The sequence below is a fragment of the Pseudomonas sp. No.21 genome (assembly GCF_054558415.1).
Genome location: NZ_BAAJNO010000005.1, coordinates 258874 through 281173, shown reverse-complemented (window position 1 = coordinate 281173; position 22300 = coordinate 258874). Strand labels below are relative to the sequence as shown.

At 68.7% G+C, this 22300-nt stretch carries 23 protein-coding genes and 1 other RNA gene; 13 read left to right on the top strand and 11 right to left on the bottom strand.

All coding sequences use genetic code 11. The annotated features are described in order from the left end of the window. Window positions 1–44: 44 nt before the first annotated feature. A complete protein-coding gene (locus ACYJSS_RS12170) occupies window positions 45–1022 on the bottom strand; it encodes an NADPH:quinone oxidoreductase family protein (RefSeq protein ID WP_111261127.1) in 978 nt (325 codons plus the stop codon). A 191-nt stretch (window positions 1023–1213) separates the two neighbouring features. Between ACYJSS_RS12170 and ACYJSS_RS12165 the strand changes: the two genes are divergently transcribed. After that, on the top strand, window positions 1214–1636 hold the full coding sequence (locus ACYJSS_RS12165) for a flagellar basal body-associated FliL family protein (RefSeq protein ID WP_111261126.1): 423 nt from the start codon (window positions 1214–1216) through the stop codon (window positions 1634–1636). A 13-nt stretch (window positions 1637–1649) separates the two neighbouring features. Here the strand turns inward: ACYJSS_RS12165 and ACYJSS_RS12160 are convergent, their stop codons facing one another. Continuing rightward, on the bottom strand, window positions 1650–2099 hold the full coding sequence (locus tag ACYJSS_RS12160; protein WP_236205321.1) for an EVE domain-containing protein: 450 nt from the start codon (window positions 2097–2099) through the stop codon (window positions 1650–1652). A 201-nt stretch (window positions 2100–2300) separates the two neighbouring features. On the opposite strand from ACYJSS_RS12160, the gene ACYJSS_RS12155 reads away from it, so the two are divergent. Beyond that, the gene (locus ACYJSS_RS12155; RefSeq protein ID WP_021218212.1) at window positions 2301–2429 is read left to right on the top strand and encodes a hypothetical protein; all 129 of its coding nucleotides are present in this window, start codon (window positions 2301–2303) and stop codon (window positions 2427–2429) included. Window positions 2430–2464: 35 nt separating this feature from the next. Here the strand turns inward: ACYJSS_RS12155 and ACYJSS_RS12150 are convergent, their stop codons facing one another. The 4 genes from ACYJSS_RS12150 to ACYJSS_RS12135 all read right to left on the bottom strand — a co-directional run bounded on the left by ACYJSS_RS12150 (window position 2465) and on the right by ACYJSS_RS12135 (window position 3812). Further along, the gene (locus tag ACYJSS_RS12150) at window positions 2465–3070 is read right to left on the bottom strand and encodes a 5-formyltetrahydrofolate cyclo-ligase (RefSeq protein WP_236205322.1); all 606 of its coding nucleotides are present in this window, start codon (window positions 3068–3070) and stop codon (window positions 2465–2467) included. A gap of 8 nt (window positions 3071–3078) precedes the next feature. Then, window positions 3079–3257, bottom strand: a non-coding RNA gene (gene ssrS, locus ACYJSS_RS12145) — 6S RNA. Between the two features lie 34 nt (window positions 3258–3291). Continuing rightward, on the bottom strand, window positions 3292–3606 hold the full coding sequence (locus tag ACYJSS_RS12140) for a cell division protein ZapA (protein ID WP_111261123.1): 315 nt from the start codon (window positions 3604–3606) through the stop codon (window positions 3292–3294). Next, a complete protein-coding gene (locus tag ACYJSS_RS12135) occupies window positions 3603–3812 on the bottom strand; it encodes a TIGR02449 family protein (protein ID WP_111261122.1) in 210 nt (69 codons plus the stop codon). Before ACYJSS_RS12135 ends, ACYJSS_RS12140 begins: the two co-directional genes overlap by 4 nt. A gap of 157 nt (window positions 3813–3969) precedes the next feature. Here ACYJSS_RS12135 and ACYJSS_RS12130 point away from each other — a divergent pair, with 157 nt between their 5' ends. The 10 genes from ACYJSS_RS12130 (at window position 3970) to gcvP (ending at window position 16334) form a co-directional block, all read left to right on the top strand. After that, window positions 3970–4533 (top strand): YecA/YgfB family protein, encoded by a 564-nt coding sequence (locus ACYJSS_RS12130; protein WP_111261121.1) that lies wholly within the window; start codon window positions 3970–3972, stop codon window positions 4531–4533. Between the two features lie 43 nt (window positions 4534–4576). Beyond that, the gene (gene pepP / locus ACYJSS_RS12125) at window positions 4577–5911 is read left to right on the top strand and encodes a Xaa-Pro aminopeptidase (protein ID WP_236205323.1); all 1335 of its coding nucleotides are present in this window, start codon (window positions 4577–4579) and stop codon (window positions 5909–5911) included. Continuing rightward, window positions 5911–7095 (top strand): 2-octaprenyl-6-methoxyphenyl hydroxylase, encoded by a 1185-nt coding sequence (gene ubiH / locus ACYJSS_RS12120; protein WP_111261119.1) that lies wholly within the window; start codon window positions 5911–5913, stop codon window positions 7093–7095. Before pepP ends, ubiH begins: the two co-directional genes overlap by 1 nt. A gap of 8 nt (window positions 7096–7103) precedes the next feature. Continuing rightward, the gene (locus tag ACYJSS_RS12115; protein ID WP_111261118.1) at window positions 7104–7586 is read left to right on the top strand and encodes a DUF4442 domain-containing protein; all 483 of its coding nucleotides are present in this window, start codon (window positions 7104–7106) and stop codon (window positions 7584–7586) included. Between the two features lie 9 nt (window positions 7587–7595). Next, window positions 7596–8813 carry a 2-octaprenyl-3-methyl-6-methoxy-1,4-benzoquinol hydroxylase gene (locus ACYJSS_RS12110; protein ID WP_459479890.1) on the top strand — a complete coding sequence of 406 codons (1218 nt, stop codon included), beginning with the start codon at window positions 7596–7598 and terminating at the stop codon, window positions 8811–8813. A gap of 116 nt (window positions 8814–8929) precedes the next feature. Next, entirely contained in the window at window positions 8930–9931 is a 1002-nt protein-coding gene (locus ACYJSS_RS12105) for an extracellular solute-binding protein (protein ID WP_236205325.1), read from the top strand. Between the two features lie 67 nt (window positions 9932–9998). Then, window positions 9999–11618: an ABC transporter permease gene (locus ACYJSS_RS12100; RefSeq protein ID WP_236205326.1), complete on the top strand. Its 1620-nt coding sequence runs from the start codon at window positions 9999–10001 to the stop codon at window positions 11616–11618. Window positions 11619–11807: 189 nt separating this feature from the next. Continuing rightward, complete coding sequence (gene gcvT, locus ACYJSS_RS12095) at window positions 11808–12890, top strand: glycine cleavage system aminomethyltransferase GcvT (RefSeq protein WP_236205327.1); 1083 nt, start codon at window positions 11808–11810, stop codon at window positions 12888–12890. Between the two features lie 46 nt (window positions 12891–12936). Then, window positions 12937–13326: a glycine cleavage system protein GcvH gene (gene gcvH / locus ACYJSS_RS12090; protein WP_236205328.1), complete on the top strand. Its 390-nt coding sequence runs from the start codon at window positions 12937–12939 to the stop codon at window positions 13324–13326. 131 nt (window positions 13327–13457) lie between these two features. Next, window positions 13458–16334, top strand: coding sequence for an aminomethyl-transferring glycine dehydrogenase (gcvP, locus tag ACYJSS_RS12085; RefSeq protein WP_236205329.1), 2877 nt, complete (start codon window positions 13458–13460; stop codon window positions 16332–16334). A gap of 149 nt (window positions 16335–16483) precedes the next feature. Here the strand turns inward: gcvP and ACYJSS_RS12080 are convergent, their stop codons facing one another. The 4 genes from ACYJSS_RS12080 to ACYJSS_RS12065 all read right to left on the bottom strand — a co-directional run bounded on the left by ACYJSS_RS12080 (window position 16484) and on the right by ACYJSS_RS12065 (window position 20072). Continuing rightward, window positions 16484–16708 (bottom strand): hypothetical protein, encoded by a 225-nt coding sequence (locus ACYJSS_RS12080; protein WP_111261111.1) that lies wholly within the window; start codon window positions 16706–16708, stop codon window positions 16484–16486. 227 nt (window positions 16709–16935) lie between these two features. Beyond that, a complete protein-coding gene (locus tag ACYJSS_RS12075; protein WP_111261110.1) occupies window positions 16936–17238 on the bottom strand; it encodes a DUF2388 domain-containing protein in 303 nt (100 codons plus the stop codon). 131 nt (window positions 17239–17369) lie between these two features. Beyond that, on the bottom strand, window positions 17370–19694 hold the full coding sequence (locus ACYJSS_RS12070; protein WP_236205330.1) for a tetratricopeptide repeat protein: 2325 nt from the start codon (window positions 19692–19694) through the stop codon (window positions 17370–17372). Window positions 19695–19799: 105 nt separating this feature from the next. Then, window positions 19800–20072, bottom strand: a complete 273-nt coding sequence (locus ACYJSS_RS12065; RefSeq protein ID WP_111261108.1) for a hypothetical protein — start codon at window positions 20070–20072, stop codon at window positions 19800–19802. Window positions 20073–20336: 264 nt separating this feature from the next. Between ACYJSS_RS12065 and ACYJSS_RS12060 the strand changes: the two genes are divergently transcribed. Next, entirely contained in the window at window positions 20337–21119 is a 783-nt protein-coding gene (locus tag ACYJSS_RS12060) for an XRE family transcriptional regulator (RefSeq protein ID WP_111261107.1), read from the top strand. 99 nt (window positions 21120–21218) lie between these two features. On the opposite strand, the gene ACYJSS_RS12055 is transcribed toward ACYJSS_RS12060, so the two are convergent. Further along, window positions 21219–22148: a LysR substrate-binding domain-containing protein gene (locus ACYJSS_RS12055; protein ID WP_236205332.1), complete on the bottom strand. Its 930-nt coding sequence runs from the start codon at window positions 22146–22148 to the stop codon at window positions 21219–21221. Window positions 22149–22300: the final 152 nt, after the last annotated feature.

Below are 22300 nucleotides of genomic sequence, written 5' to 3'. Positions count from 1 at the left end.
CCGCTCCCGTTTCGTGGCGGGGCGGGCCCAGTACTGCTCGGTTGCTAGCGGACCTTGACGACCACCTTGCCCACCGCCTTGCGCTGGCCGAGGGCGTTGATGGCGTCGGCGGACTGCTCCAGCGGGAACACCTGGGAGACCAGCGGCTTGAGCTTGCCTTCGGCATGCCAGGCGAACAGTTGCTGGAAGTTGGCCAGGTTGTCCTGGGGCTGGCGCTGGGCGAAGGAGCCCCAGAACACGCCGACCACCGAGGCGCCCTTGAGCAGGGTCAGGTTCACCGGCAGCTCGGGGATGCGGCCGCTGGCGAAGCCGACCACCAGCAGGCGGCCGTTCCAGGCGATGGAGCGGATGGCCTCGTCGAACAGGTCGCCGCCGACCGGGTCGTAGATCACGTCCGCGCCCTGGCCACCGGTCAGCTCCTTGACCTTCTCCTTGAGGCTGGACTCGCTGTAGTTGATCAGCAGGTCGGCCCCTGCGGCCTTGGCCACTTCCAGTTTCTCGGCGCTGCTGGCGGCGGCGATCACCTTGGCGCCCATGGCCTTGCCGATCTCCACCGCCGCCAGGCCGACACCACCGGAGGCGCCCAGCACCAGCAGGGTTTCGCCCGGCTGCAGGTTGGCGCGCTGCTTGAGGGCGTGCATGGAGGTGCCGTAGGTCATGCCGAATGCGGCGGCGGAATTGAAGTCGATGCCCTTGGGGATCGGCATCACGTTGTAGCCGGGCACGGCCACCTGCTCGGCGAAGCTGCCCCAGCCGGTCAGCGCCATGACCCGGTCACCGGGCTTGAGGTGGGTGATCTTCTCGCCGACGGCGGCGACGGTACCGGCCGCTTCGCCACCCGGGGAGAAGGGGAACGGCGGCTTGAACTGGTACTTGCCTTCGATGATCAGCGTGTCGGGGAAGTTGACGCCGGCGGCATGCACGTCGATCAGCACTTCGTTCTTCTTCGGCTCGGGGCTGGCAACCTCTTCGAGCACCAGGGTTTCGGCTGGGCCGAAGGCTTTGCACAGGACGGCTTTCATGGACGATTCCTCAGCAATGGGTGCCGGCGCGAAGGGCCCGGCGGGTTGGCCTGATGGCTTGGCAGTGTAGGTAGCCGGCCCGGTGGGTCAACGAGCATGGCCCGGCCTGATAGCCATGCATAAGCATCGGGCTTGGGCCGGCGCGCGGGTCTGGCTATGCTAGGCGGCATGCCTCCTCAGGAATGATCCCCGTGAAAACCACCCTCGCACTGCTGCTGGCCCTGCTCATCCCCTTCGCCGCCCTGGCCAACGAGGAGAAGGAAGAACCCAAGGAGGGCGAGGCTGCCGCCCCGAAGGTCGCCTATGTCGGCCTGACGCCTGCACTGGTGGGCAACTACGGTGCGGGCCCCAAGCTCAAGTACTACAAGGCGGACATTTCCCTGCAGGTGGCTGGGGCGGATGCGGCCAAGTCGGTGGAATACCACGAGCCGCTGATCCGCAATCAGTTGGTGATGCTCTTCTCGCAGCAGACCGACGAAAGCCTGGCCACGCCCGACAGCAAGGAGAAACTGCGCCAGGAGGCGCTCAAGCAGGTCCAGCAGGTGCTGCAGCAGGAAGAGGGCAAGCCGTTGGTGGACGACCTGCTGTTCAACAACCTGATCATCCAGCCCTGACCCGGGCTCGCGTTCAGCGCAGCGCGAGCACCGCCTGCCATTCCTCGTCGCGCACCGGCATCACCGAGAGGCGCGACCCCTTCTGCACCAGCGGCATCCCCTCCAGCGCGGCCTGGGTCTTCAGCGCCGCCAGGGGGATGACCGACGGGAAGGCCTCGACGAACTCGACGTCCAGCGCGCTCCAGGGGTTCTTCTCCTGGCTGGCCTTGGCATCGAAGTAATGGCTGCCGGGGTCCAGTGCCGTTGGGTCCGGGTAGGGGGCACCGACGATGCGGGCGATCCCGGCGATGCCCGGTTCCGGGCAGCTGGAGTGATAGAAGAAGAACAGTTCGCCCTCCTGCATGGCACGCATGAAGTTGCGCGCCTGGTAGTTGCGCACGCCATCCCAGCGCGCGCAGCCCAGGCGCTGCAGGTCGTGGATCGACAGTTCGTCGGGTTCTGATTTCATCAACCAATAAGGCATGAACTTTGCTCCTGACGTCCGGTCCTTGTCGCGGACGAAAAATCATCAACTGGCCGACGGTCGGCTGGCGTCATAAATTGCGTGTTCCCCAGCGTTGCCGGAGAATGCCGCACTTTAAGCCGCAGACCACTCGCGGCCCATAACTAAAAGCAACCGCCGCAAGTCATCGCGGAACGTTTGCCTTGAAGGGGGAGGCAATCGATGAAACGCAAACCCGATCTTCTCTGGGTACTGGTCATACTCTTCGGCCTGGGCGTGGTTACCACGGGTTACACCCAGAGCCTGTGGGAGCAGCGCCAAGGCGCGCCGGTCAGTATCCAGCAGCCCTGATTCTCCGACGACGCCGCAGGGAACGCGGCGCCGCCTCAGTTCCCGCGATACCAGCCCCCGTCCGTCACCGTCGCCTGCAGGCGCACGTCCCAGCTCGCCAAGGGCAACCGATCCACTTTCTGGCATTCATGGGCCAGGCCCAGCAGCGTCGGCTTCTGCCAATTTTTGCGCCGTGCGCGATAGGCCAGGCTGCGGTCGTAGAAGCCGCCACCCATCCCCAGGCGCCCGCCGTCCTCGTCGAATCCCACCAGCGGCAGCAGGACCAGGTCCAGCGTCCACACCGGGCGCTGCTGCGACCCATTGGCGCGGGGTTCGAGGATGCGGAAACGGTTGCGCACCAGTTTCTCGCCCGGGCGCAGGCGCTGGAACACCATGCGCGTCGGTGGCCAGGCCTTGAGCACGGGCAGGTAGGTGGCCTTGCCGCGCCTCTGCGCCTCGCGCAGCAAGGGGCGCGGGTCGATCTCACCGTCTGCCGGCAGGTACAGCGCCACATGGCGGGCACGGCGGAACAGCGGATGCTGGGCGAGCTGGCGATAAAGGTCGCGGGCGGCGCGTTTCTGTTCGAGGGGGGGAAGCGTGCGGCGTGTCTGCCTGAGCAGGCGCCGTAGGGCCGGGCGGGAGAGAGTGCCGGCGCTGATCATGAAGGGTACGACTCCCCGGTTATGCCGCTGTCGGTTTAGCCCTTGAACCCGAAAGTTCAAGGTGGAGGTTGCAGGAGGCGTTAAGGCTTTCCGTCAGGCGGACATGCACACCGGCCCCACTTACAACCCCCGTGGTTGTGCGTATCGGCTCAGGGACATCACCGACTGGCAAACACACCAGGGAGCTGCCGGCGAGTATACCCCAAGAGAAGGCTCTGGCGTCAGGCTTCGTGACCATCCGGATCAGCGGCCAGGGCGTGGTCGACGCGCTCGAGCAGGTCGCGCACGCGCTCGCGGGTCGAGGTGGCCTCCTGGTCCAGGCGCTCCTGCTTGTGCAGCAGTTCGTGGGTGATGTTGAGGGCGGCCATCACGGCGACGCGGTCAGCGCCTATGACTTTGCCGCTGGTGCGGATCTCGCGCATCTTGCCGTCGAGGTAGCGGGCGGCACTTTCCAGGTTGGCGCGCTCGTCCGAGGGGCAGGCGATGCAGTATTCCTTGTCGAGGATGTGGACGGTGACGGTGTTCGGCTGGGTCATGAATCCTGCTCCAGGGCTTTCAGGCGCGAAATCATCGCTTCGACCTTCAGCCGGGCCATTTCGTTCTTTTCGATCAGATGAGCGCGTTCTTCTTTCCAGGCCTTTTCAGCCGCCTGCAGTTGCCGGTTTTGCGACTTGAGCTGCTCAACGCGCTGGATCAGGAGCTCCAGCTTGGCGGTGAGGGCTTGCAGTTCCGCGTCTTCCATGGGCTCTCTACTTGGGCGATGAATGGTCGGACTATATAGGATCGGCCCGATCCAGGGTCAAACCCGTCGGCGGCGGTCGATGGTCTTGGCGCGCGTGCCGATGCTAGGATACGAGGCCGTCATTCTAGTGATTGCGCCCTCTGGCGCCTAGCCACCCATGCCCAGTTCCAATTCCCCGTATTCCGCCTTCGCCACCCTGCTCGCCACCAGCGGTCAGCCCGTCTCTCCCGCCGAGCTTCACGGCCTCCTGCTGGGGCGCAGCTGCGCCGGTGCGGGCTTCGACGCCGAGCCCTGGCTGGAGGATGCCGCCGAGCTGCTCGGCAGCGCCCCGCAGGACAACCTGCGCCAGGCCCTGATCGGCCTGCAGGAGATGGTCAAGGACGAACTCACCGGCAGCGAGATGGCCGTCGTGCTGCTGCTGCCCGACGACGAAACGCCGCTGGCCGACCGCGCCGCCGCCCTTGGCCAGTGGTGCCAGGGCTTCCTCGGCGGCTTCGGCCTGACCGCACGCGAAGGCGCGCTGTCCGGCGAGGCGGTCGAAGTGCTCCAGGATCTTGCCTCCATCGCCCAGGTGCAGAGCGCCCTGGAAGACTCCGAGGACGGCGAGACCGACTATATGGAAGTGATGGAGTACCTGCGCGTGGCGCCCCTGCTGCTGTTCAGCGAGTGCGCCAGGAAGCCCGCGCCGGTGGCTCCGGCGCCGAAAACCTCTCTGCATTGAACCCGCGTCACGGGCGCATGGGCGCCCCTTGTAAGGAGCGCGCATGACCCGTATCCCGAAGTCCGAATTCGCCCGTCGTCGCAAGGCCCTCATGGCGCAGATGGTGCCCAACAGCATCGCCATCCTGCCGGCGGCGCCGGTGCACATCCGCAATCGCGACGTCGAGCACGTGTACCGCCAGGACAGCGACTTCCAGTACCTCAGCGGCTTCCCCGAGCCCGAGGCGGTGCTGGTGCTGATCCCCGGGCGCGAGCACGGCGAATACGTGCTCTTCTGCCGCGAGCGTGACCCCGAGCGCGAACTGTGGGACGGCCTGCGCGCCGGCCAGGACGGCGCCATCAGCGAATACGGCGCCGACGATGCCTTCCCCATCGGCGACATCGACGACATCCTCCCCGGCCTCATCGAAGGCCGCGAGCGCGTCTACTACTCCATCGGCACCAATCCCGAGTTCGACCAGCACCTGATGGAGTGGGTCAACGTGATCCGCTCCAAGGCGCGCCAGGGTGCGCAGCCGCCGAACGAGTTCGTCGCCCTCGACCACCTGCTGCACGACATGCGCCTGTACAAGTCGGCGGCCGAGATCAAGGTCATGCGCGAGGCCGGCGAGGTCTCCGCCCGTGCCCATGTGCGCGCCATGCAGGCCGCCCGCGCCGGCCTCTACGAGTACAGCCTGGAAGCCGAGCTGGAATACGAGTTCCGCAAGGGCGGCGCGAAGATGCCGGCCTACGGCTCCATCGTCGCCGCCGGCAGGAACGCCTGCATCCTCCACTACCGCGAGAACGACGCGCAGCTGAAGGACGGCGACCTGGTGCTGATCGACGCCGCCTGCGAGCTGGACTGCTACGCCAGCGACATCACCCGCACCTTCCCCGTCAGCGGCCGCTTCAGCCCCGAGCAGAAGGCCATCTACGAGCTGGTGCTGGCCGCCCAGGAAGCCGCCTTCCTCGAAATCGCCCCCGGCAAGCACTGGAACGAAGCCCATGAGGCCACCGTGCGCGTGATCACCGCCGGCCTGGTCGAGCTCGGCCTGCTGCAGGGCGATGTCGACGAGCTGATCGCCAGCGAAGCCTACAAGCCCTTCTACATGCACCGCGCCGGCCACTGGCTGGGCATGGACGTGCACGACGTCGGCGAATACAAGGTCGGCGGCGAGTGGCGCGTGCTGGAGCCCGGCATGGCCATGACCGTCGAGCCGGGCATCTACATCGCCGTCGACAACCAGGACGTGGCGAAGAAGTGGCGCGGCATCGGCGTGCGCATCGAGGACGACGTGGTGGTGACCAGGAAAGGCTGCGAGATCCTCACCGGTGGCGTACCCAAGACGGTCGCCGAAATCGAGGCCCTGATGGCCGCCGCACGAACCGAGGCCGCGTGATGCAACGTACCCAACTGGCGATCATCGGCGGCGGCCTCGTGGGCGCCAGCCTGGCCCTGGCCCTGCAGGAAGGCGCCAAGGCGCGCGGCTGGAAGATCACCCTGATCGAACCCTTCGCCCCCGGTGACAGTTACCAGCCCAGCTACGACGCCCGCTCCTCGGCGCTGTCGTTCGGCACCCGGCAGATCTACGAGCGCCTCGGCCTGTGGCAGGCCATCGCCCGCCGAGCCGAGCCCATCCTGCAGATCCACGTATCCGACCGTGGCCGCTTCGGCGCCGCGCGCCTGGCCGCCATCGAGGAGGGCGTCCCGGCGCTTGGCTACGTGGTGGAGAACGCCTGGCTCGGCCAGTGCCTGTGGCAGGCCCTGGACGCCGAGGTGGTGAGCTGGCGCTGCCCCGCCGAAGTGGTGCGCATGGAGCCCCTGGCGGACGGCTATCGCCTCAGCCTCAACGATGACACCCAGCTCGACTGCGAGCTGGCGGTGCTGGCCGACGGCGGCCGTTCCGGCCTGCGCGAGCAACTGGGCATCGGCGTCAGGCGCAACCCCTATGGGCAGACCGCGCTGATCGCCAACGTCAGCCCGATGGAAGCCCATCGCGGCCAGGCCTTCGAACGCTTCACCGACGAAGGCCCGATGGCCCTGCTGCCGCTGGCGGAAAACCGCTGCGCGCTGGTCTGGACCCGTCCGGGCAAGGACGCCGAGCGTCTTTCCCGCCTCGACGACCGCGCCTTCCTCGCCGAGCTGCAGGAAGCCTTCGGCTATCGCCTGGGCGCCTTCGGCCAGGTGGGCGCGCGGCACCTCTACCCGCTGACCCTGGTGGAAGCCGAGGAGCAGGTGCGCGCCAACCTGGTGGTGCTCGGCAACGCCGCCCACAGCCTGCACCCCATCGCCGGCCAGGGCTACAACCTGTCCCTGCGCGACACCGTGGCCCTGGCCGAGACGCTGCTGGCCAGCGCCGCGCCCCTGGGCGACTTCGCCACCCTGCAGGGCTACCTCGACAACCAGCGCCTGGACCAGGACCTCACCGTCGGCTTCTCCGACCAGGTGACGCGCCTGTTCTCCAACAAGGAGCCGCTGCTGGCCACCGGGCGCAACCTGGGCCTGCTGGGGCTCGACCTGCTGCCCCCGGCCAAGCGCTGGTTCGCCCGCCAGGCCATGGGCCTGGGCACCCGCCCTATCTGAGCCGCGCGATGCAGGACCGTTCGATGGCGCGCAAGGCGCGCTTCCTGCGCTGGGCGCTGAACATCTACCCGCCCTACCTCGGGGCGGGTGTGCGCGTGCGGCAGATCAGCGCAGACTTCCGTCTGGTGCGAGTCAAACTGGCGCTGGGCTGGTACAACCGCAACTACGTCGGCACCCAGTTCGGCGGTTCGCTCTACAGCATGACCGACCCCTTCTTCATGCTGATGCTGATGAACCTGCTCGGACGCGACTACATCGTCTGGGACAAGGCCGCCAGCATCGACTTCGTCTCCCCCGGCAAGGGCCCGGTCTACGCCGAGTTCCGCATCGACGACGCGTTGCTCGCGCGCATCCGCCAGCACACCGCCGACGGTGAAAAATACCTGCCCGAGCTGCACGTCGACGTGCACGACGGCGACGGCACCCTGGTCGCCAGGGTGCACAAGACCCTCTATGTGCGGCTCAAGCCGCGCGCGCGGCAAGCCGCCTAAGGAATGCACATGCAAGCGGATCTGATCATCGTCGGTGCCGGCATGGTGGGCAGTGCCCTCGGCCTGGCGCTCAAGGACAGCGGCCTGGAGATCATCCTGATCGACGGCAGCCCCCTGAGCATCAAGCCCTTCGACGCCGAGGCCTCCTTCGAGCCCCGGGTCAGCGCCCTGTCCGCCGCCAGCCAGCGCATCCTCCAGCGCCTCGGCGCCTGGGAGGGTGTCGCCGCGCGCCGCGCCAGCCCCTATGGCGAGATGCAGGTCTGGGATGGCTCCGGCACCGGCAACATCCACTTCTCCGCCGCCAGCGTGCACGCCGAGGTGCTCGGCCACATCGTCGAGAACCGGGTGATCCAGGAAGCTCTGCTGGAGCCGCTGCACGACAGCGGCGTCGGCCTGCTGCCCAACGCCCGCCTGGAGCGCCTGCGGCGTTCCGGCGACGACTGGCTGCTGACCCTGGTGGACGGCCGCGAGCTGCGTGCCCCGCTGGTGATCGCCGCCGACGGCGCCAACTCCGCCGTGCGCCGCCTGGCCGGCTGCGCCACCCGCGAGTGGGATTACCTGCACCACGCCATCGTCACCAGCGTGCGCTGCGAACAGCCGCACCGCCGCACCGCCTGGCAGCGCTTCACCGACGACGGCCCGCTGGCCTTCCTGCCGCTGGATCGCCAGGGCGACGAACACTGGTGCTCCATCGTCTGGTCCACCACGCCCGAGCAGGCCACGCGCCTGATGGCCCTGGACGACGAGGCCTTCCGCGTCGAACTGGGCAAGGCCTTCGAGCATCGCCTGGGCCGCATCGAGGCCAGCGATCCGCGCCTGTGCATCCCGCTGCGCCAGCGCCACGCCAAGCGCTACGTGGAGCCGGGCCTGGCCCTGGTGGGCGACGCCGCCCACACCATCCACCCGCTGGCCGGGCAGGGCGTCAACCTCGGTTTCCTCGACGCCGCGGTGCTGGCCGAGGTGCTGCTTCACGCCCATGGCCGTGGCGAGCGCCTGGCCGATGAGCGCGTGCTCAGCCGCTTCGAGCGCCGGCGCATGCCGCACAACCTGGGGATGATGGCGGCGATGGAAGGCTTCCAGCGCCTGTTCCAGGCCGACCCGCTGCCCCTGCGCTGGCTGCGCAACGCCGGGCTCGACCTGGTCGACGGCCTGCCCGAGGCCAAGGCCCTGTTCGTGCGCCAGGCCCTGGGCCTGTCCGGCGACCTGCCGGAGCTCGCCCGCGTCTGACCTCCCCGGGCCGCGCTCGCGGCCCGGCGAAACACCTCGTCATACAAAGCGCCGTCGGATGACAACTGAGGTTGATTATCATCTGGCTCCTTTTGTCCATCGCGAGGCATTCGCAAATGAAGGCGCGCAACTCCCTGCTCACGCTCCTGGCCGTCGGCCTGGGCGCTACCTCCGTCCAGGCAGCCGATGAAGTGGTGGTCTATTCGTCGCGTATCGACGAGCTGATCAAGCCGGTGTTCGATGCCTACACCGCGAAGACCGGCGTCCCCATCAGGTTCATCACCGACAAGGAAGCCCCGCTGATGCAGCGCATCAAGGCCGAGGGCGAGAACGGCGTGGCCGACCTGCTGCTCACCGTCGACGGCGGCAACCTCTGGCAGGCCGAGCAGATGGGCATCCTGCAACCCTTCAGCTCCCCCACCATCAAGGCCAACATCCCCGCGCAGTACCGCTCCGGCACCGACAGCTGGACCGGCCTCTCGCTGCGCGCGCGCACCATCGTCTACTCCACCGAGCGGGTGAAGCCGGAGGCGCTCTCCACCTACGAGGCCCTGGCCGACTCCAGCTGGGAAGGCCGCCTGTGCCTGCGCTCTTCGAAGAAGGTCTACAACCAGTCGCTGACCGCCACCCTGATCGAGGCGCGCGGCGCCACCGAGGCCGAGAAGGTGCTCAAGGGCTGGGTCGCCAACCTGGCCACCGACCCCTTCGCCGACGACAACGCGGTGATCCAGGCGGTGGATGCCGGCCAATGCGACGTCGGCATCGTCAACACCTACTACTACGGGCGCCTGCACCAGCAGAACCCGCAGCTGCGCGCCAAGCTGTTCTGGCCCAACCAGGCCGACCGTGGCGTGCACGTCAACCTCTCCGGCATCGGCCTGACCCGCCACGCGCCTCATCCCGAGGCGGCCAAGGCACTGGTGGAATGGATGACCACCCCCGAGGCGCAGAGCCTGTTCGCCGGGGTCAACCAGGAATTCCCCGCCAACCCGGCGGTGCAGCCGTCGGCCGAAGTGGCCGCCTGGGGCGCCTTCAAGGCCGACGACGTACCGGTGGAAATCACCGGCAAGCGCCAGGCCGAAGCCATCCGCATGATGGACCGGGTGTCCTGGAACTGACCCACGCCGGGGCGCCCCGTGGTGGGCGCCCCTCGCCACCTGCCTCCCGCCCGGTCGAGAACCCCGCTTGAAGCGTCCCGCCCAGCGCCGCTGGTACCCCGTCACCTTCGCCATCGCCGCCCTGGTGCTGCTGCCGCTCTGCGTGCTGGTGCTGTCCTGGCACGAGGTGGACCGGGAGATCTGGGCGCACCTTTGGGATACCCAGTTGCCACGCCTGCTGGGCAACAGCCTGGTGCTGGTGCTTGGCGTCGGCGGCGGGGTGACACTGCTGGGCGTCAGCCTGGCCTGGCTCACCAGCCTCTGCGAGTTCCCCGGCCGGCGCTGGCTGGACTGGGCGCTGATGCTGCCCTTCGCCATCCCCGCCTACGTGCTGGCCTTCGTCTTCATCGGCCTGTTCGATTTCGCCGGCCCGGTGCAGAGCCTGCTGCGCGAGTGGTTCGGCAGCGGCGTGCGCCTGCCCCGGGTGCGCTCCACCGGCGGGGTGATCACCGTGCTGGTGCTGGTCTTCTACCCCTATGTCTACCTGCTGGCGCGCAGCGCCTTCCTGGCTCAGGGGCGGGGGCTGATGGAGGCCGCGCGCACCCTGGGGCTGACGCCCTGGCAGGCGTTCTGGCGCGTCGCCCTGCCCATGGCGCGACCGGCCATCGGCGCCGGGCTGGCCCTGGCGATCATGGAGACCCTGGCCGACTTCGGTGCCGTCTCGGTGTTCAACTTCGACACCTTCACCACCGCCATCTACAAGACCTGGTACGGCTTCTTCAGCCTGGGCAGCGCCGCCCAGCTGGCCAGCCTGCTGCTGCTCGGCGTGTGCCTGGTGCTCTATGGCGAGCGCCGTGCCCGCGGTGTCACCCGCCCGGCCAGCGAACGGCCCCGTGGCGCTGCCCTGTATCACCTGCGCGGCGCCCGCGCCTGGGCGGCCAGCGCCTGGTGCGGCCTGGTGTTCGCCTGCGCCTTCGTCATCCCCCTGCTGCAACTGCTCGCTTGGTGCTGGCAGCGCGGTCGCTTCGACCTCGACGAGCGCTACCTGGGGCTGATCCTGCACAGCCTCTACCTGGGCGCGATGGCGGCGCTGATCACCGTCGCCGTAGCCCTGCTGCTGGCGTTCGCCCGGCGCCAGGAGCCGACCCGGCCGATCCGCTCGGCGGTGGGCCTGGCCAACCTCGGCTACGCCCTGCCCGGCTCGGTGCTGGCGGTGGCCATCATGCTCGCCTTCAGCTGGCTCGACCGCGAACTGGTGGTGCCCCTGTCCGGCCTGCTCGGCGGGGCCGGCAAGCCGCTCTTGCTGGGCAGCCTCACGGCCTTGCTGCTGGCCTACCTGGTGCGCTTCATGGCGGTGGCCCATGGCCCGCTGGAGAGTGCCCTGGCGCGCATCCGCCCATCGCTGCCGGAAGCCGCGCGCAGCCTCGGCGTCGCCGGCCCGCGCCTGTTCCTGCGGGTCTATTTGCCGTTGCTGGTGCCCGGTGCCCTGAGCGCGGCGCTGCTGGTGTTCGTCGATGTGCTCAAGGAGATGCCCGCCACCCTGCTGATGCGCCCCTTCGGCTGGGACACGCTCGCGGTGCGCATCTTCGAGATGACCAGCGAGGGCGAATGGGCCCGCGCTTCGCTGCCCGCCCTGAGCCTCGTGCTGGTGGGGCTGCTGCCGGTGGTCGGCCTGATCCGCCGTTCCGCCCGGGGTTTCGGACGCTGAAACATGGCGTGACCGGCGGGTCGCCGGTCGGGTGTCCAGTCTTCCACCTTGCGGCTACAATGCGCGCCATTCGTTGCGGCGCGTCTGCATGAAAGGGTGCCGGGAGCCACCGTCCGGGCCACGCAAAGCCAGGCCCGGCAAGGGTTCCGCGCCCGTCCGCATCTTCGCCAAGCCCGGAAGGAGAAACCCATGGGACAGCGTACCCCCCTCTACGATCTGCACCTGGCGTTGGGGGCCAAGATGGTCGATTTCGGCGGCTGGGACATGCCGCTGCACTACGGCTCGCAAGTCGATGAGCACCACCAGGTGCGCACCGATTGCGGCGTCTTCGATGTCTCCCACATGACCGTGGTCGACGTGTCCGGCAGCCAGGCCCCGGCCTACCTCCAGCGCCTGCTGGCCAATGACGTCGAGCGCCTCAAGACCCCTGGCAGGGCGCTCTACAGCGCGATGCTCAACGAGCGTGGCGGCGTGATCGACGACCTCATCGTCTACCTCACCCACGACGGCTACCGCCTGGTGGTCAACGCCGCCACCCGCGACAAGGACCTGGCCTGGATGCACCAGCAGGCCGAGGGCTTCGCGGTACGCCTCGAGGAGCGCAGCGACCTGGCCCTGCTCGCCATCCAGGGCCCCGCCTCCCGCCACCGTACCGCCGAGCTGGTGAGCAGCGCCCGCGCCTCGCTGATCCATGAACTCAGGCCCTTCCAGGGCCTGCCCGAAGGCGACTGGTTCATCGCCCGCACCGGCTATACCGGTGAGGACGGCCTGGAGATCATGCTCCCGCGCGACCAGGCGGCCGGCTTCCTCAACGAACTGGTGGGCGCCGGTATCGCGCCCATCGGCCTCGGTGCCCGCGACACCCTGCGCCTGGAGGCGGGCCTGAACCTCTACGGCCAGGACATGGACGAGGACAACTCGCCCCTGGCCTCGAACCTGGCCTGGACCATCGCCTGGGAACCCGCCGACCGCGACTTCATCGGCCGTGCCGCGCTGGAAGCCCAGCGCGCCGCCGGCGAGCAGCCGAAGCTGGTGGGCCTGGTGCTGGAGGAGCGCGGCGTGCTGCGTGCCCACCAGGTGGTGCGGGTGGAGGGCGTTGGCGAGGGTGAGATCACCAGCGGCAGCTTCTCGCCCACCCTCGGCAAGTCCATCGCCCTGGCCCGCCTGCCGGCAGGGACCTGCGATCGCGCCGAGGTGGAAATCCGTGGCAAGTGGTACCCGGTTCGTGTCGTCCAGCCGAACTTTGTTCGCAATGGCAAAGCCTTGATCTAAATTTTCCTGGCGGGCCGACCGCCGCCGTCCTTTAGGAGCCTGAACAATGAGCAACATCCCCGCCGATCTGCGTTACGCCCCCAGCCACGAGTGGGCCCGCCTGGAAGCCGATGGCAGCGTTACCGTGGGCATTTCCGACCATGCCCAGGAAGCTCTGGGCGACGTGGTCTTCGTCGAGCTGCCGGAAGTCGGCAAGACCCTGGCCGCCGGCCAGGAAGCCGGTGTGGTCGAGTCGGTGAAGGCCGCCTCGGACATCTACGCGCCGGTTTCCGGTGAAGTGATCGCCGTCAACCAACTGCTGACCGAGTCCCCCGAAGAGGTCAATAGCAACCCCTACGGCGCCTGGTTCTTCAAGCTCAAGCCGGCCAACACCGCCGAGCTGGACAAGCTGCTGGACGCCGCCGCCTACAAGGCCTCCGCCGACTCCGACGCCTGACCCCATCCGGCGCGCCGCTCCCCCGTGGGGCGGCTACCGGCGTCCTGCCCGGCGGGTCTCCCCGACCAGCCGGCCGGCCATCCTGGAAATGCTTGCCTAAGCTTATCGGGCCATTTCCAGAGGCCGATCCCATGTCGCACATCCCCCCGCTGTCCCAACTGCAACAGCCTGACGCCTTCCTCCGCCGCCACCTGGGCCCGGACCCGGCCGAGCAGCAGGCCATGCTCGAGGCCCTGGGCCTCGCCGACCGCGACGAACTGGTGGTGCAGACGGTGCCGCCGGCGATCCGCCTCAACCGCCCGCTGGACCTGCCGCCCGCCCTCGACGAGGAAGGCGCCCTGGCGAAGCTGCGTGCCCATGCCCAGCGCAACGAGGTGTGGACCAGCCTGATCGGCATGGGCTACCACGGCACCCTGACCCCGGCGGTGATCCTGCGCAACGTGCTGGAGAACCCCGGCTGGTACACCGCCTACACGCCCTACCAGCCGGAGATCGCCCAGGGCCGCCTGGAAGCGCTGCTGAATTTCCAGCAGATGACCATCGACCTCACCGGCCTGGAGCTGGCCAGCGCCTCGCTGCTGGACGAAGCCACCGCCGCCGCCGAGGCCATGGCCCTGGCCAGGCGCGTGGCCAAGGCCAGGAGCAACCTGTTCTTCGCCGACCAGAACTGCCACCCGCAGACCCTCTCCGTGGTGCGCACCCGTGCCGAGGCCTTCGGTTTCGAGCTGGTGGTGGACGCGGTGGAGAACCTGCCTTCGCACCAGGTGTTCGGCGCGCTGCTGCAGTACCCCGATACCCACGGCGAGATCCGCGACCTGCGCCCGCTGATCGACCACCTGCACGGGCAGCAGGCGCTGGCCTGCGTGGCCGCCGACCTGCTCGGCCTGCTGCTGCTGACCCCGCCCGGCGAGCTGGGCGCCGACGTGGTGTTCGGCTCCGCCCAGCGCTTCGGCGTGCCCATGGGCTACGGCGGCCCCCATGCCGCCTTCTTCGCCACCCGCGACGAGTTCAAGCGCGCCATGCCCGGGCGCATCATCGGCGTCTCCAAGGACGCCCGGGGCAACCTCGCCCTGCGCATGGCCCTGCAGACCCGCGAGCAGCACATCCGCCGCGAGAAGGCCAACTCCAACATCTGCACGGCCCAGGTGCTGCTGGCCAACATCGCCGGCTTCTACGCCGTCTACCACGGCCCCGAGGGCCTCAAGCGCATCGCCCAGCGCGTGCACCGGCTCACCGCCATCCTTGCCGAGGGGCTGGCGCGCAAGGGTCTGCAGCGGGTCAACCAGCACTACTTCGACACCCTCACCCTGGAGGTGGGCGGCAGCCAGACGGCGATCATCGAATCGGCGAAGGCCGCCCGCATCAACCTGCGCATCCTCGGGCGCGGCCGGCTGGGATTGAGCCTGGACGAGACCAGCAGCGCGGCCACCGTCGAGCAGCTGTGGAGCATCTTCCTCGGCGCCGACCACGGCCTCTCGGTAGACGAGCTGGACGCCGGGGTGCTGGTGCCGGGCATTCCCGCCGCCCTGGCGCGCGAGTCCGCCTACCTCGAACACCCGGTGTTCAACACCCACCACAGCGAGACCGAGATGCTGCGCTACCTCAAGCAGCTGGAGAACAAGGACCTGGCGCTCAACCAGTCGATGATCCCCCTCGGCTCCTGCACCATGAAGCTCAACGCCACCAGCGAGATGATCCCCATCACCTGGCCGGAGTTCGCCGCCATCCACCCCTTCGCGCCGCTGGAGCAGACCCAGGGCTACCAGGCGATGATCGCCGAGCTGGAAGCGTGGCTGCGGGCGATCACCGGCTTCGACGCCATCTGCATGCAGCCCAACTCCGGGGCCCAGGGCGAGTACGCGGGGCTGCTGGCGATCCGCAAGTACCACGAAAGCCGGGGCGAGGCGCATCGCAACATCTGCCTCATCCCCGCCTCGGCCCACGGCACCAACCCGGCCTCGGCGCAGATGGCGAGCATGCGCGTGGTGATCGTCGAGTGCGACAAGGCCGGCAACGTCGACCTCGACGACCTCAAGGCCAAGGCGGCCGAGGCGGGGGCGCAGCTGTCCTGCCTGATGGCCACCTACCCCTCGACCCACGGCGTGTACGAGGAAGGCATCCGCGAGATCTGCGAGGTCATCCACGCCCAGGGCGGGCAGGTCTACATGGATGGCGCCAACCTCAACGCCCAGGTCGGCCTGGCGCGTCCGGCCGACATCGGCGCCGACGTCTCGCACATGAACCTGCACAAGACCTTCTGCATCCCCCACGGCGGCGGCGGCCCGGGCATGGGGCCGATCGGCGTGCGCGCGCACCTGGCGCCCTTCGTCGCCAACCACCCGGTGATCGAACTCAAGGGGCCGGACCCGGAGAACGGGGCGGTCAGCGCGGCGCCCTGGGGCAGCGCCAGCATCCTGCCGATCAGCTGGATGTACATCGCCATGATGGGCCCGCAGCTGGCGGATGCGACGGAGCTGGCCATCCTCAACGCCAACTACCTGGCCAAGCGTCTCGGCGAGGCCTACCCGGTGCTCTATACCGGGCGCAACGAACGGGTCGCCCACGAATGCATCCTCGACCTGCGCCCGCTCAAGGCGGAAACCGGGATCAGCGAGGAGGACGTGGCCAAGCGCCTGATGGACTACGGCTTCCACGCGCCGACCATGTCATTCCCGGTGCCCGGCACCTTGATGATCGAGCCCACCGAGAGCGAGTCCAGGCACGAGCTGGACCGCTTCATCGAGGCCATGCTCGGCATCCGCGCGGAGATCGCCAAGGTGCAGGCCGGCGAATGGCCGGCTGAGGACAACCCGCTCAAGCGTGCGCCGCACACCCTGGCCGACGTGGTGGGCCTCTGGGAGCGCCCCTACAGCATCGAGCAGGCCGTCACGCCCACCGCGCACACCCGGGCGCACAAGTACTGGCCGACGGTGAACCGCGTCGACAACGTCTATGGCGACCGCAACCTGTTCTGCGCCTGCGTGCCCCTGGAGGACTACCGCGAGTGAGGCATCTCCAGAAACTGCCTGCGTTGCCACTGCGGCGTTGGAACAGGCTCAACGTGCTCATTCACGCCGCGTGAACTGCGCTTCTCCGCCTGTTCTGCCCTGCACCGACGGCCTCGCCTGCGTTTCCAGGGGCCCCCGGCAGACCGGGTTCACTCGGCCTTCAGCTGCAGGCGTCCGAGCAGGCCGATCAGCAGCACGTTGAAGACGATCAGCAGCAGGCTGCTGGCCAGGCCGACGAGGTTGATCAGCGTGCTGGGCATGAAATCGAAGAGGCTGAAGTCGAGCATCGAGAGCACGCGCTCGCCGAACCAGAACAGGTCGATCACGATCATCAGGATCAGCACGATCTTCAGCGTGGGAACGGGGTTGCCCATGGGGTACGTCCTTGTGGGGAGGGAATGGAGGGGCCGTTGCGCCGTGACGCCGGCCCGTTGCTTTTTGCCTGAGCCAGGCGCCGCCCGCAACCACCGGATGCGCAGGGTGCGCGCCGGGTAACGCTTCGGCTCGCGGCGCCGGGGCAATGAAAAGGGCCCTCAGCCGTGCTGAGGGCCCTCGGTGCATTCCATGCCGCGCTGCAAGCGCCCGCGCCTGCGGGTTTCCCTTATTCGCTGGCGAGGATGGCGCTGGCCAGTTCCTCGTCGCTGGCCTGGATGCCGGGGTTGTCGGCACGGACCTGCTTCAGGGCGGCTTCCAGGAAGGGGCCGCGGATGGCGCCATCGCTGGCGACGAAGCTGCTGGCGTCCTCGCGGGCGGCCACGATCAGCTTGTGGTCCTTGAAGGTCACGTAGGTGGAGGCGGTGGTGGCGCCGGAAGAGATCACGTTGCGCCAGAAGGTATCCGCCATGGCCGAGCCGGCAGGGAGGGCGGCCAGGGCGATGACAGCGGCAGCTACTGTGGTACGCATGGGATGACTCCAGGTTGTTGTGGGGGGAACCTGCACGTGAGATTCCGGGCGCCCCCGGGGAGTTCCGTCGCCTCGCCTGGCAGCCGCCGATCGGTCATGGCAGCTGGCCAGTCTGCAGGGCCGCGACGCAGCTATTCGCGCTTCAGCGCCGGGTCGTCCGGATTGAGCTGCTCCAGCTCGGCGAGCAGCGCCTGCACCTTCTGCATCTGCCCCGCCTCGCGCCAATAGCCGATCAGCGTCAGGCGTGCCTCGCGGTTGGCCGGCGCGTTCTCCAGTACCTGCTCCAGGCGCTGGCAGGCTTCCTCCAGCTTGCCGTCGTCGTGCAGCGCGGTCGCCAGCGCGTGGCCGAACTGGGCGTTGCCGGGCTCCAGGCGCACCGCTTCGCGGAAGGCGGCGATGGCGTCCTGGCGTTCACCCTTGCGCAGCAGCGCCAGCCCGCGGGCATGGTGCAGCAGCGCCGACTGCGGATGATCGCGCAGGGCCTCGGCCAGCAGCCGCTGGCCTTCCTCCCAGCGGTAGTTGGCGTCGAGCCATTGCACCAGCGCCACGCGGGCGGGGAGGAAATCGGGGTCGCGCTCGACGGCCTTGCGCAGGCGGCCCTCCACCTGGTCGGCGCGGCCGTTGCCCTGGTAGAGCGAAGCGAGGTTGAGGTTGGCCTCGGCGCGCTCGGCCAGGTTCAGCTGGATGGCCTCGTACTCGCCGATCGCCTTGTTCCAGGCCTTCTCGTAGTTGCCCAGGCCGGTGGTGCCCATGCCCAGCAGGCCGCGCGCGGCGATGGCGCGCACCGCCAGCACCGGGTCGTTGAGCAGCGGGCCCAGCAGGTCGCGGCGCTGCTCCGGCGGCAGCAGGGCATTGACCGCACGCACCGCCGCCTCGCGCACCTGGGGTGCGGCGTGGTTGAGGTCGTTGGCGGCCAGGTTCAGCGCCCGCTCGCTGGGGTAGCCGGGCAACTCGGCGAGCAGGGTGGCGCGACGGATCGCCGGCAGGTCGCCGCGCTCCAGTTGCTGGAACAGCGCGCGCGAGGCACCGGGGCGACCGTTGCGCACCAGAGCCAGGCTTTCGTCATAGCGCGGCGCGGGGTCCCGCGCCTTGCCGTACCAGCGCTCGAACTGCTCGGCGACCGCCTGGCCGGCGACATCCTGGTGGCAGCCGAGGCAGGCGTCGGGCGTGTCGAGCTTCAGCGCGCGGCCCGGGTTGGGCAGGCTGAAGCCGTGGTCATGGCGGTAGTCGACACCCAGGAGCGTCTTGCCCGGCATGTGGCAGTCGATGCACTGCGAGCCGGGCTGCCCGGCGGTATGGCGCAGGTGCTCGGGGGCTTCGTAGTCGCGCGCCTTCAGGCCCCTGTCGTCGATGCCGGCCACGGCGCTCTTGCCGGCGGGGTTGTGGCATTGGGTGCACAGGGCATTGCCCCGGACCTTGAGGCCGCCGCCGTGTGGATCGTGGCAGGTGCTGCAGCTCAGGCCCCGGGCATACATGCGGCTCTGGGTGAAGGAGCCGTACTCGTAGACCTGCTCCTTGAAGGTGCCGTCCAGCTCATAGAGTTCACGGGTCAGCGCGCTGGGCAGGTAGTTGTCCATCAGCCGCTTGCCGAAGGCGTGGTCGTCGTTCAGCGGCACGCGCCGGGCGTGGCAGCGGGCGCAGGTCTCCACCTGCAGGCGGTTGCTGGCACGGGTGAGGTCGAGGGCGAAGCCGGCCTGGGAGTGCAGGCCCCTGAAGCGTGCCCATTCCAGGTGGCGCGAGGCCGGGCCGTGGCAGGCCTGGCAGCCGACGCCCAGGGCGTGCCACTGGCTGGCGTAGGTGCCGGTGCCGTCGTCGAAGCCACGGACGTAGCCCGTGGTATGGCAATCGATGCACTGGAAGTTGGCGTTCTGCGACGGCTTGCTCCAGTGCTGCGGGTTGCGCAAGTCGACGCCCTGGCCGGGGGCGAGGTGGAACCAGGCCTTCCTGCGCGTATCCCAGGCCAGGTCCAGGGCCTGCAGGCGGCCGCCGGGGAACTCCAGCAGGTATTGCTGCAGCGGCTCGACGCCGAAGGCATAGGCGACCTTGAAATCCGCCGGCTGGCCATCGGGGCCCGTGGTGTTCACCCAGTAGCCACCGTCCTTGCGGAAGAAGCGCGTGCTGCCGCCTTCGCCGTCGAAGCGGGCGTCGTCGAAGTCGCCCTGCACCGAGCGCGGCGTGGCCTCCTGCATCGCCAACTGGTGGTGGGAGCCTTTCCAGGCCCTGGCCTGGGGGGCATGGCAGGTGCCGCACTGCTGCTCGTCGACCATCTGCGCCGGCCCCTGCTCCGCAAGCGTCGGCACCGTGGCCCGGGCCGGCACGTACGGCTTGCCGCCCTGCACCCACAGCCAGCCACCCAGGCCCACCAGCAGCAACAGGGCGGCGAGCACGGGAAGGACGTAACTGGGGCGGCTGGGCGTACTCGCGGGGGAATCGGGTGCGTTCGGGCGTTTCGGCATGCAGACGTCCGCTGTGGTGCATGGATTCACGGAAGCGCGCAGCTTCCGTGAATGCGCCCGAGGCTGTCAAACCAGCCCGAGACGGGTGGCACGCCACGGCGGTGCTCAGTGGCAGAGGCAGAGCAGATGCGGTCGATAATGGCCCCCCGGTTCTGCGCTGATGGTGCACAGAAAACTCAGTTCGGCAGGGGTATCCAGCCAGGTCATCTGCTCGAACAGGCGGGGCTCGGCGGTCACCTGCTGCACCAGGTAGCCCCGGTGCTGGTCGCGCTCCTCCTCGGTTGCCGGCTGCCGGGCGATGACCGCGTAGCACTGGTCGTGGCCTTCGACGTTATGGCGATGGATGCCGAGGCACAGGACGGTGAGTTGAAATTGCATGTCGCATCTCCTTTCGCGATTGGGTGCCTTGCGGCACAGGCCCATCCGGGCGCTTTGACTGAAAGCCTCCCTCCGCCCTGCGGGCCCATGCCTGGGGGCCACTGGCCCGGGCTGGCGACCGGCGTTCTTCCCGACGCCTGGTCCTGCCGGCTGGCGGACCGTGAGTGGAACACGGGCACGCATTGGCGGGCGGAGGGAGGTTGAAACCCGTGTGGCGTCCGCTCGAGGGATGCCAGAGGAACAACCTGCTTATGGATAATACACATGGTAATTCGTGCTTCGGCAGTGTATTACACTGGGTCACTGGTCGCCGGCAATACGGCGCGTAATGTCGCGCCCATGAAAAAATGGAACTTGCTGGCCAAGGCCAGGATGAAAGATCTCGGCGTCACCCAGGAGCAACTGGCCGAACGCCTGCACGTGACCCAGGGCGCAGTCGCGCACTGGCTGGGCGGGCGCCGCGAGCCTGGGCTGACACGTATCAACCAGATACTCGGCGCGCTGCACATGCCTCCGCTGAGCATCGGCGGGCAAGCCGTGCAGTCGTCCACGGCGCCCGACGACGGCAAGCAGGCCGCAGACGCCCCGGATGGCGTGGCCCCTATGACCATCGGAGAACCGGAGTCGTCCCGCTATGAATACGAAATCGAGCTTCCGCTGCTGCGCGAGGCCGAGGGCGATTCAGGGCATCCCGCCGCGCTGGAGGAACTGGACTACTCCGGTATTCGCTTCAGCCGACATGCCTTGCAGCAGCGTCAGATAGATCCGGAACACGTTGCCTGCGTCATCGTCAGCGGCGACAGCATGGAACCCCTCTTTCCCGACGGCGCGGTCCTCGGAATCGATCGTGGGCGTTGCGAGCTGGTGGATGGCAAGGTCTATGCCCTGGTGGACGAGGGCATGCTGAGGATCAAGGTCCTGCACCGCCTCCCCGCCGGCCAGATTCGCCTGCGCAGCTACAAGCGCGAGGAGTACCCCGACGAGGAGCGTCCCCAGGCCGGCATCCAGATCATCGGGCAGGTGTTCTGGTCCTCGGTGCTCTGGTGACCCGCCCACCCGCCCACGCGGCGTAGCCCCTTCCCCGGTCGTTCCGGCCAGGCGGTCCTCGACCTCCTCTGCGTCATCCCCGCCCCGGCCCGGCCGATCTCAGCGGGGGTGTTCCATCAGGGGGGCGTTGCGCTTGTTCAGCCCCGGCAGGCTGGCCTGCAACTGGTGCTTGACCCAGTTGCTGAAGGCGCGCACGGCCGGGCGCTCGGCCCTCAGCGGGTCGGCCACCAGGTAATAGCCGCGATGGGAGTCGATGCTGATCTCGAAGGGACGTACCAGCAGGCCGCGCGCCAGGGCGTCGCCGCTGAGCAGGTTGTCGCCGATGGCCATGCCCTGGGCGGCGATGCACGCCGACTGCGCGCAGTGGGCGTCGGAGAAGACGATGCCGGTGGCCGCGTCGATGTTGGAGGCGCCGGCGGTGGCCAGCCAGACGCGCCAGTCGCTGTGGTCGGTCATGTGCAGCAGGGGGAAGCCGCCCAGCTCCTGGGGGCTCTTGAGCCCGCCGTGGGCGTTGATCAGGCGCGGGCTGCAGACCGGGAAGAAGCGCAAGGGGACGATCTGCTCCACCCACTGGTCCGGCCAGTCGCCGATGCCGTAGGCGATGAACAGGTCGGCGTTGCCGTTGCTGGTGTCGTCCGGGGCGCGGGGCGAGATCACCTGCAATTGCACCTGGGGGAACTGGCGGAGAAAGGCGCCGATGTGGTGGCACAGCCAGTAGGTGGCGAAGCCGGGGTTGCAACTCACGCAGAGCCGGCCCGAGACCTGCTGCTCGTCGAGGCCCAGGGCGGCCTCCTGCAGCGTGGAGAGGACCTTGTGCACTTCCCGCGCATAGCGCTCGCCCTGGTAGGTGAGGCCGATGCCACGCCCGATGCGCTCGGTGAGGGCGAAACCGAGGCTCTGCTCCAGGCTGCTGACCTGGTGACTGATGGCGCTGCGGGTGAGGCTCAGTTCGCGGGCCGCCGCCGACACGCTGCCCAGGCGGGCGATGGCGTCCAGGGCGCGGATGGCGGTCATCGAGGGGTAGCGCATGGTGGCTCCGGAGGCGGTATCGGGTCGTCCAATGGTGAATCGGATTGAACAATACGGCAAAAACAATTCGATTGTTGTAGCGCGCAACTCACCAATAATGGGGCCATTCCGCCGGGCCTTCCCGGACTGCCCTCCGGCCCCGCGCCGGGAGC

What these genes read in the sequence shown, in the direction of transcription:
- ACYJSS_RS12170 (WP_111261127.1), bottom strand. Translation starts at nt 1,022, where the DNA reads ATGAAAGCCGTCCTGTGCAAAGCCTTCGGCCCAGCCGAAACCCTGGTG.
- ACYJSS_RS12160 (WP_236205321.1), bottom strand. Translation starts at nt 2,099, where the DNA reads ATGCCTTATTGGTTGATGAAATCAGAACCCGACGAACTGTCGATCCAC.
- ACYJSS_RS12155 (WP_021218212.1), top strand. Translation starts at nt 2,301, where the DNA reads ATGAAACGCAAACCCGATCTTCTCTGGGTACTGGTCATACTCTTCGGC.
- ACYJSS_RS12150 (WP_236205322.1), bottom strand. Translation starts at nt 3,070, where the DNA reads ATGATCAGCGCCGGCACTCTCTCCCGCCCGGCCCTACGGCGCCTGCTC.
- ACYJSS_RS12140 (WP_111261123.1), bottom strand. Translation starts at nt 3,606, where the DNA reads ATGACCCAGCCGAACACCGTCACCGTCCACATCCTCGACAAGGAATAC.
- ACYJSS_RS12135 (WP_111261122.1), bottom strand. Translation starts at nt 3,812, where the DNA reads ATGGAAGACGCGGAACTGCAAGCCCTCACCGCCAAGCTGGAGCTCCTG.
- ACYJSS_RS12130 (WP_111261121.1), top strand. Translation starts at nt 3,970, where the DNA reads ATGCCCAGTTCCAATTCCCCGTATTCCGCCTTCGCCACCCTGCTCGCC.
- pepP (WP_236205323.1), top strand. Translation starts at nt 4,577, where the DNA reads ATGACCCGTATCCCGAAGTCCGAATTCGCCCGTCGTCGCAAGGCCCTC.
- ubiH (WP_111261119.1), top strand. Translation starts at nt 5,911, where the DNA reads ATGCAACGTACCCAACTGGCGATCATCGGCGGCGGCCTCGTGGGCGCC.
- ACYJSS_RS12115 (WP_111261118.1), top strand. Translation starts at nt 7,104, where the DNA reads ATGCAGGACCGTTCGATGGCGCGCAAGGCGCGCTTCCTGCGCTGGGCG.
- ACYJSS_RS12110 (WP_459479890.1), top strand. Translation starts at nt 7,596, where the DNA reads ATGCAAGCGGATCTGATCATCGTCGGTGCCGGCATGGTGGGCAGTGCC.
- ACYJSS_RS12105 (WP_236205325.1), top strand. Translation starts at nt 8,930, where the DNA reads ATGAAGGCGCGCAACTCCCTGCTCACGCTCCTGGCCGTCGGCCTGGGC.
- gcvT (WP_236205327.1), top strand. Translation starts at nt 11,808, where the DNA reads ATGGGACAGCGTACCCCCCTCTACGATCTGCACCTGGCGTTGGGGGCC.
- gcvH (WP_236205328.1), top strand. Translation starts at nt 12,937, where the DNA reads ATGAGCAACATCCCCGCCGATCTGCGTTACGCCCCCAGCCACGAGTGG.
- gcvP (WP_236205329.1), top strand. Translation starts at nt 13,458, where the DNA reads ATGTCGCACATCCCCCCGCTGTCCCAACTGCAACAGCCTGACGCCTTC.
- ACYJSS_RS12080 (WP_111261111.1), bottom strand. Translation starts at nt 16,708, where the DNA reads ATGGGCAACCCCGTTCCCACGCTGAAGATCGTGCTGATCCTGATGATC.
- ACYJSS_RS12075 (WP_111261110.1), bottom strand. Translation starts at nt 17,238, where the DNA reads ATGCGTACCACAGTAGCTGCCGCTGTCATCGCCCTGGCCGCCCTCCCT.
- ACYJSS_RS12070 (WP_236205330.1), bottom strand. Translation starts at nt 19,694, where the DNA reads ATGCCGAAACGCCCGAACGCACCCGATTCCCCCGCGAGTACGCCCAGC.
- ACYJSS_RS12065 (WP_111261108.1), bottom strand. Translation starts at nt 20,072, where the DNA reads ATGCAATTTCAACTCACCGTCCTGTGCCTCGGCATCCATCGCCATAAC.
- ACYJSS_RS12060 (WP_111261107.1), top strand. Translation starts at nt 20,337, where the DNA reads ATGGTAATTCGTGCTTCGGCAGTGTATTACACTGGGTCACTGGTCGCC.
- ACYJSS_RS12055 (WP_236205332.1), bottom strand. Translation starts at nt 22,148, where the DNA reads ATGCGCTACCCCTCGATGACCGCCATCCGCGCCCTGGACGCCATCGCC.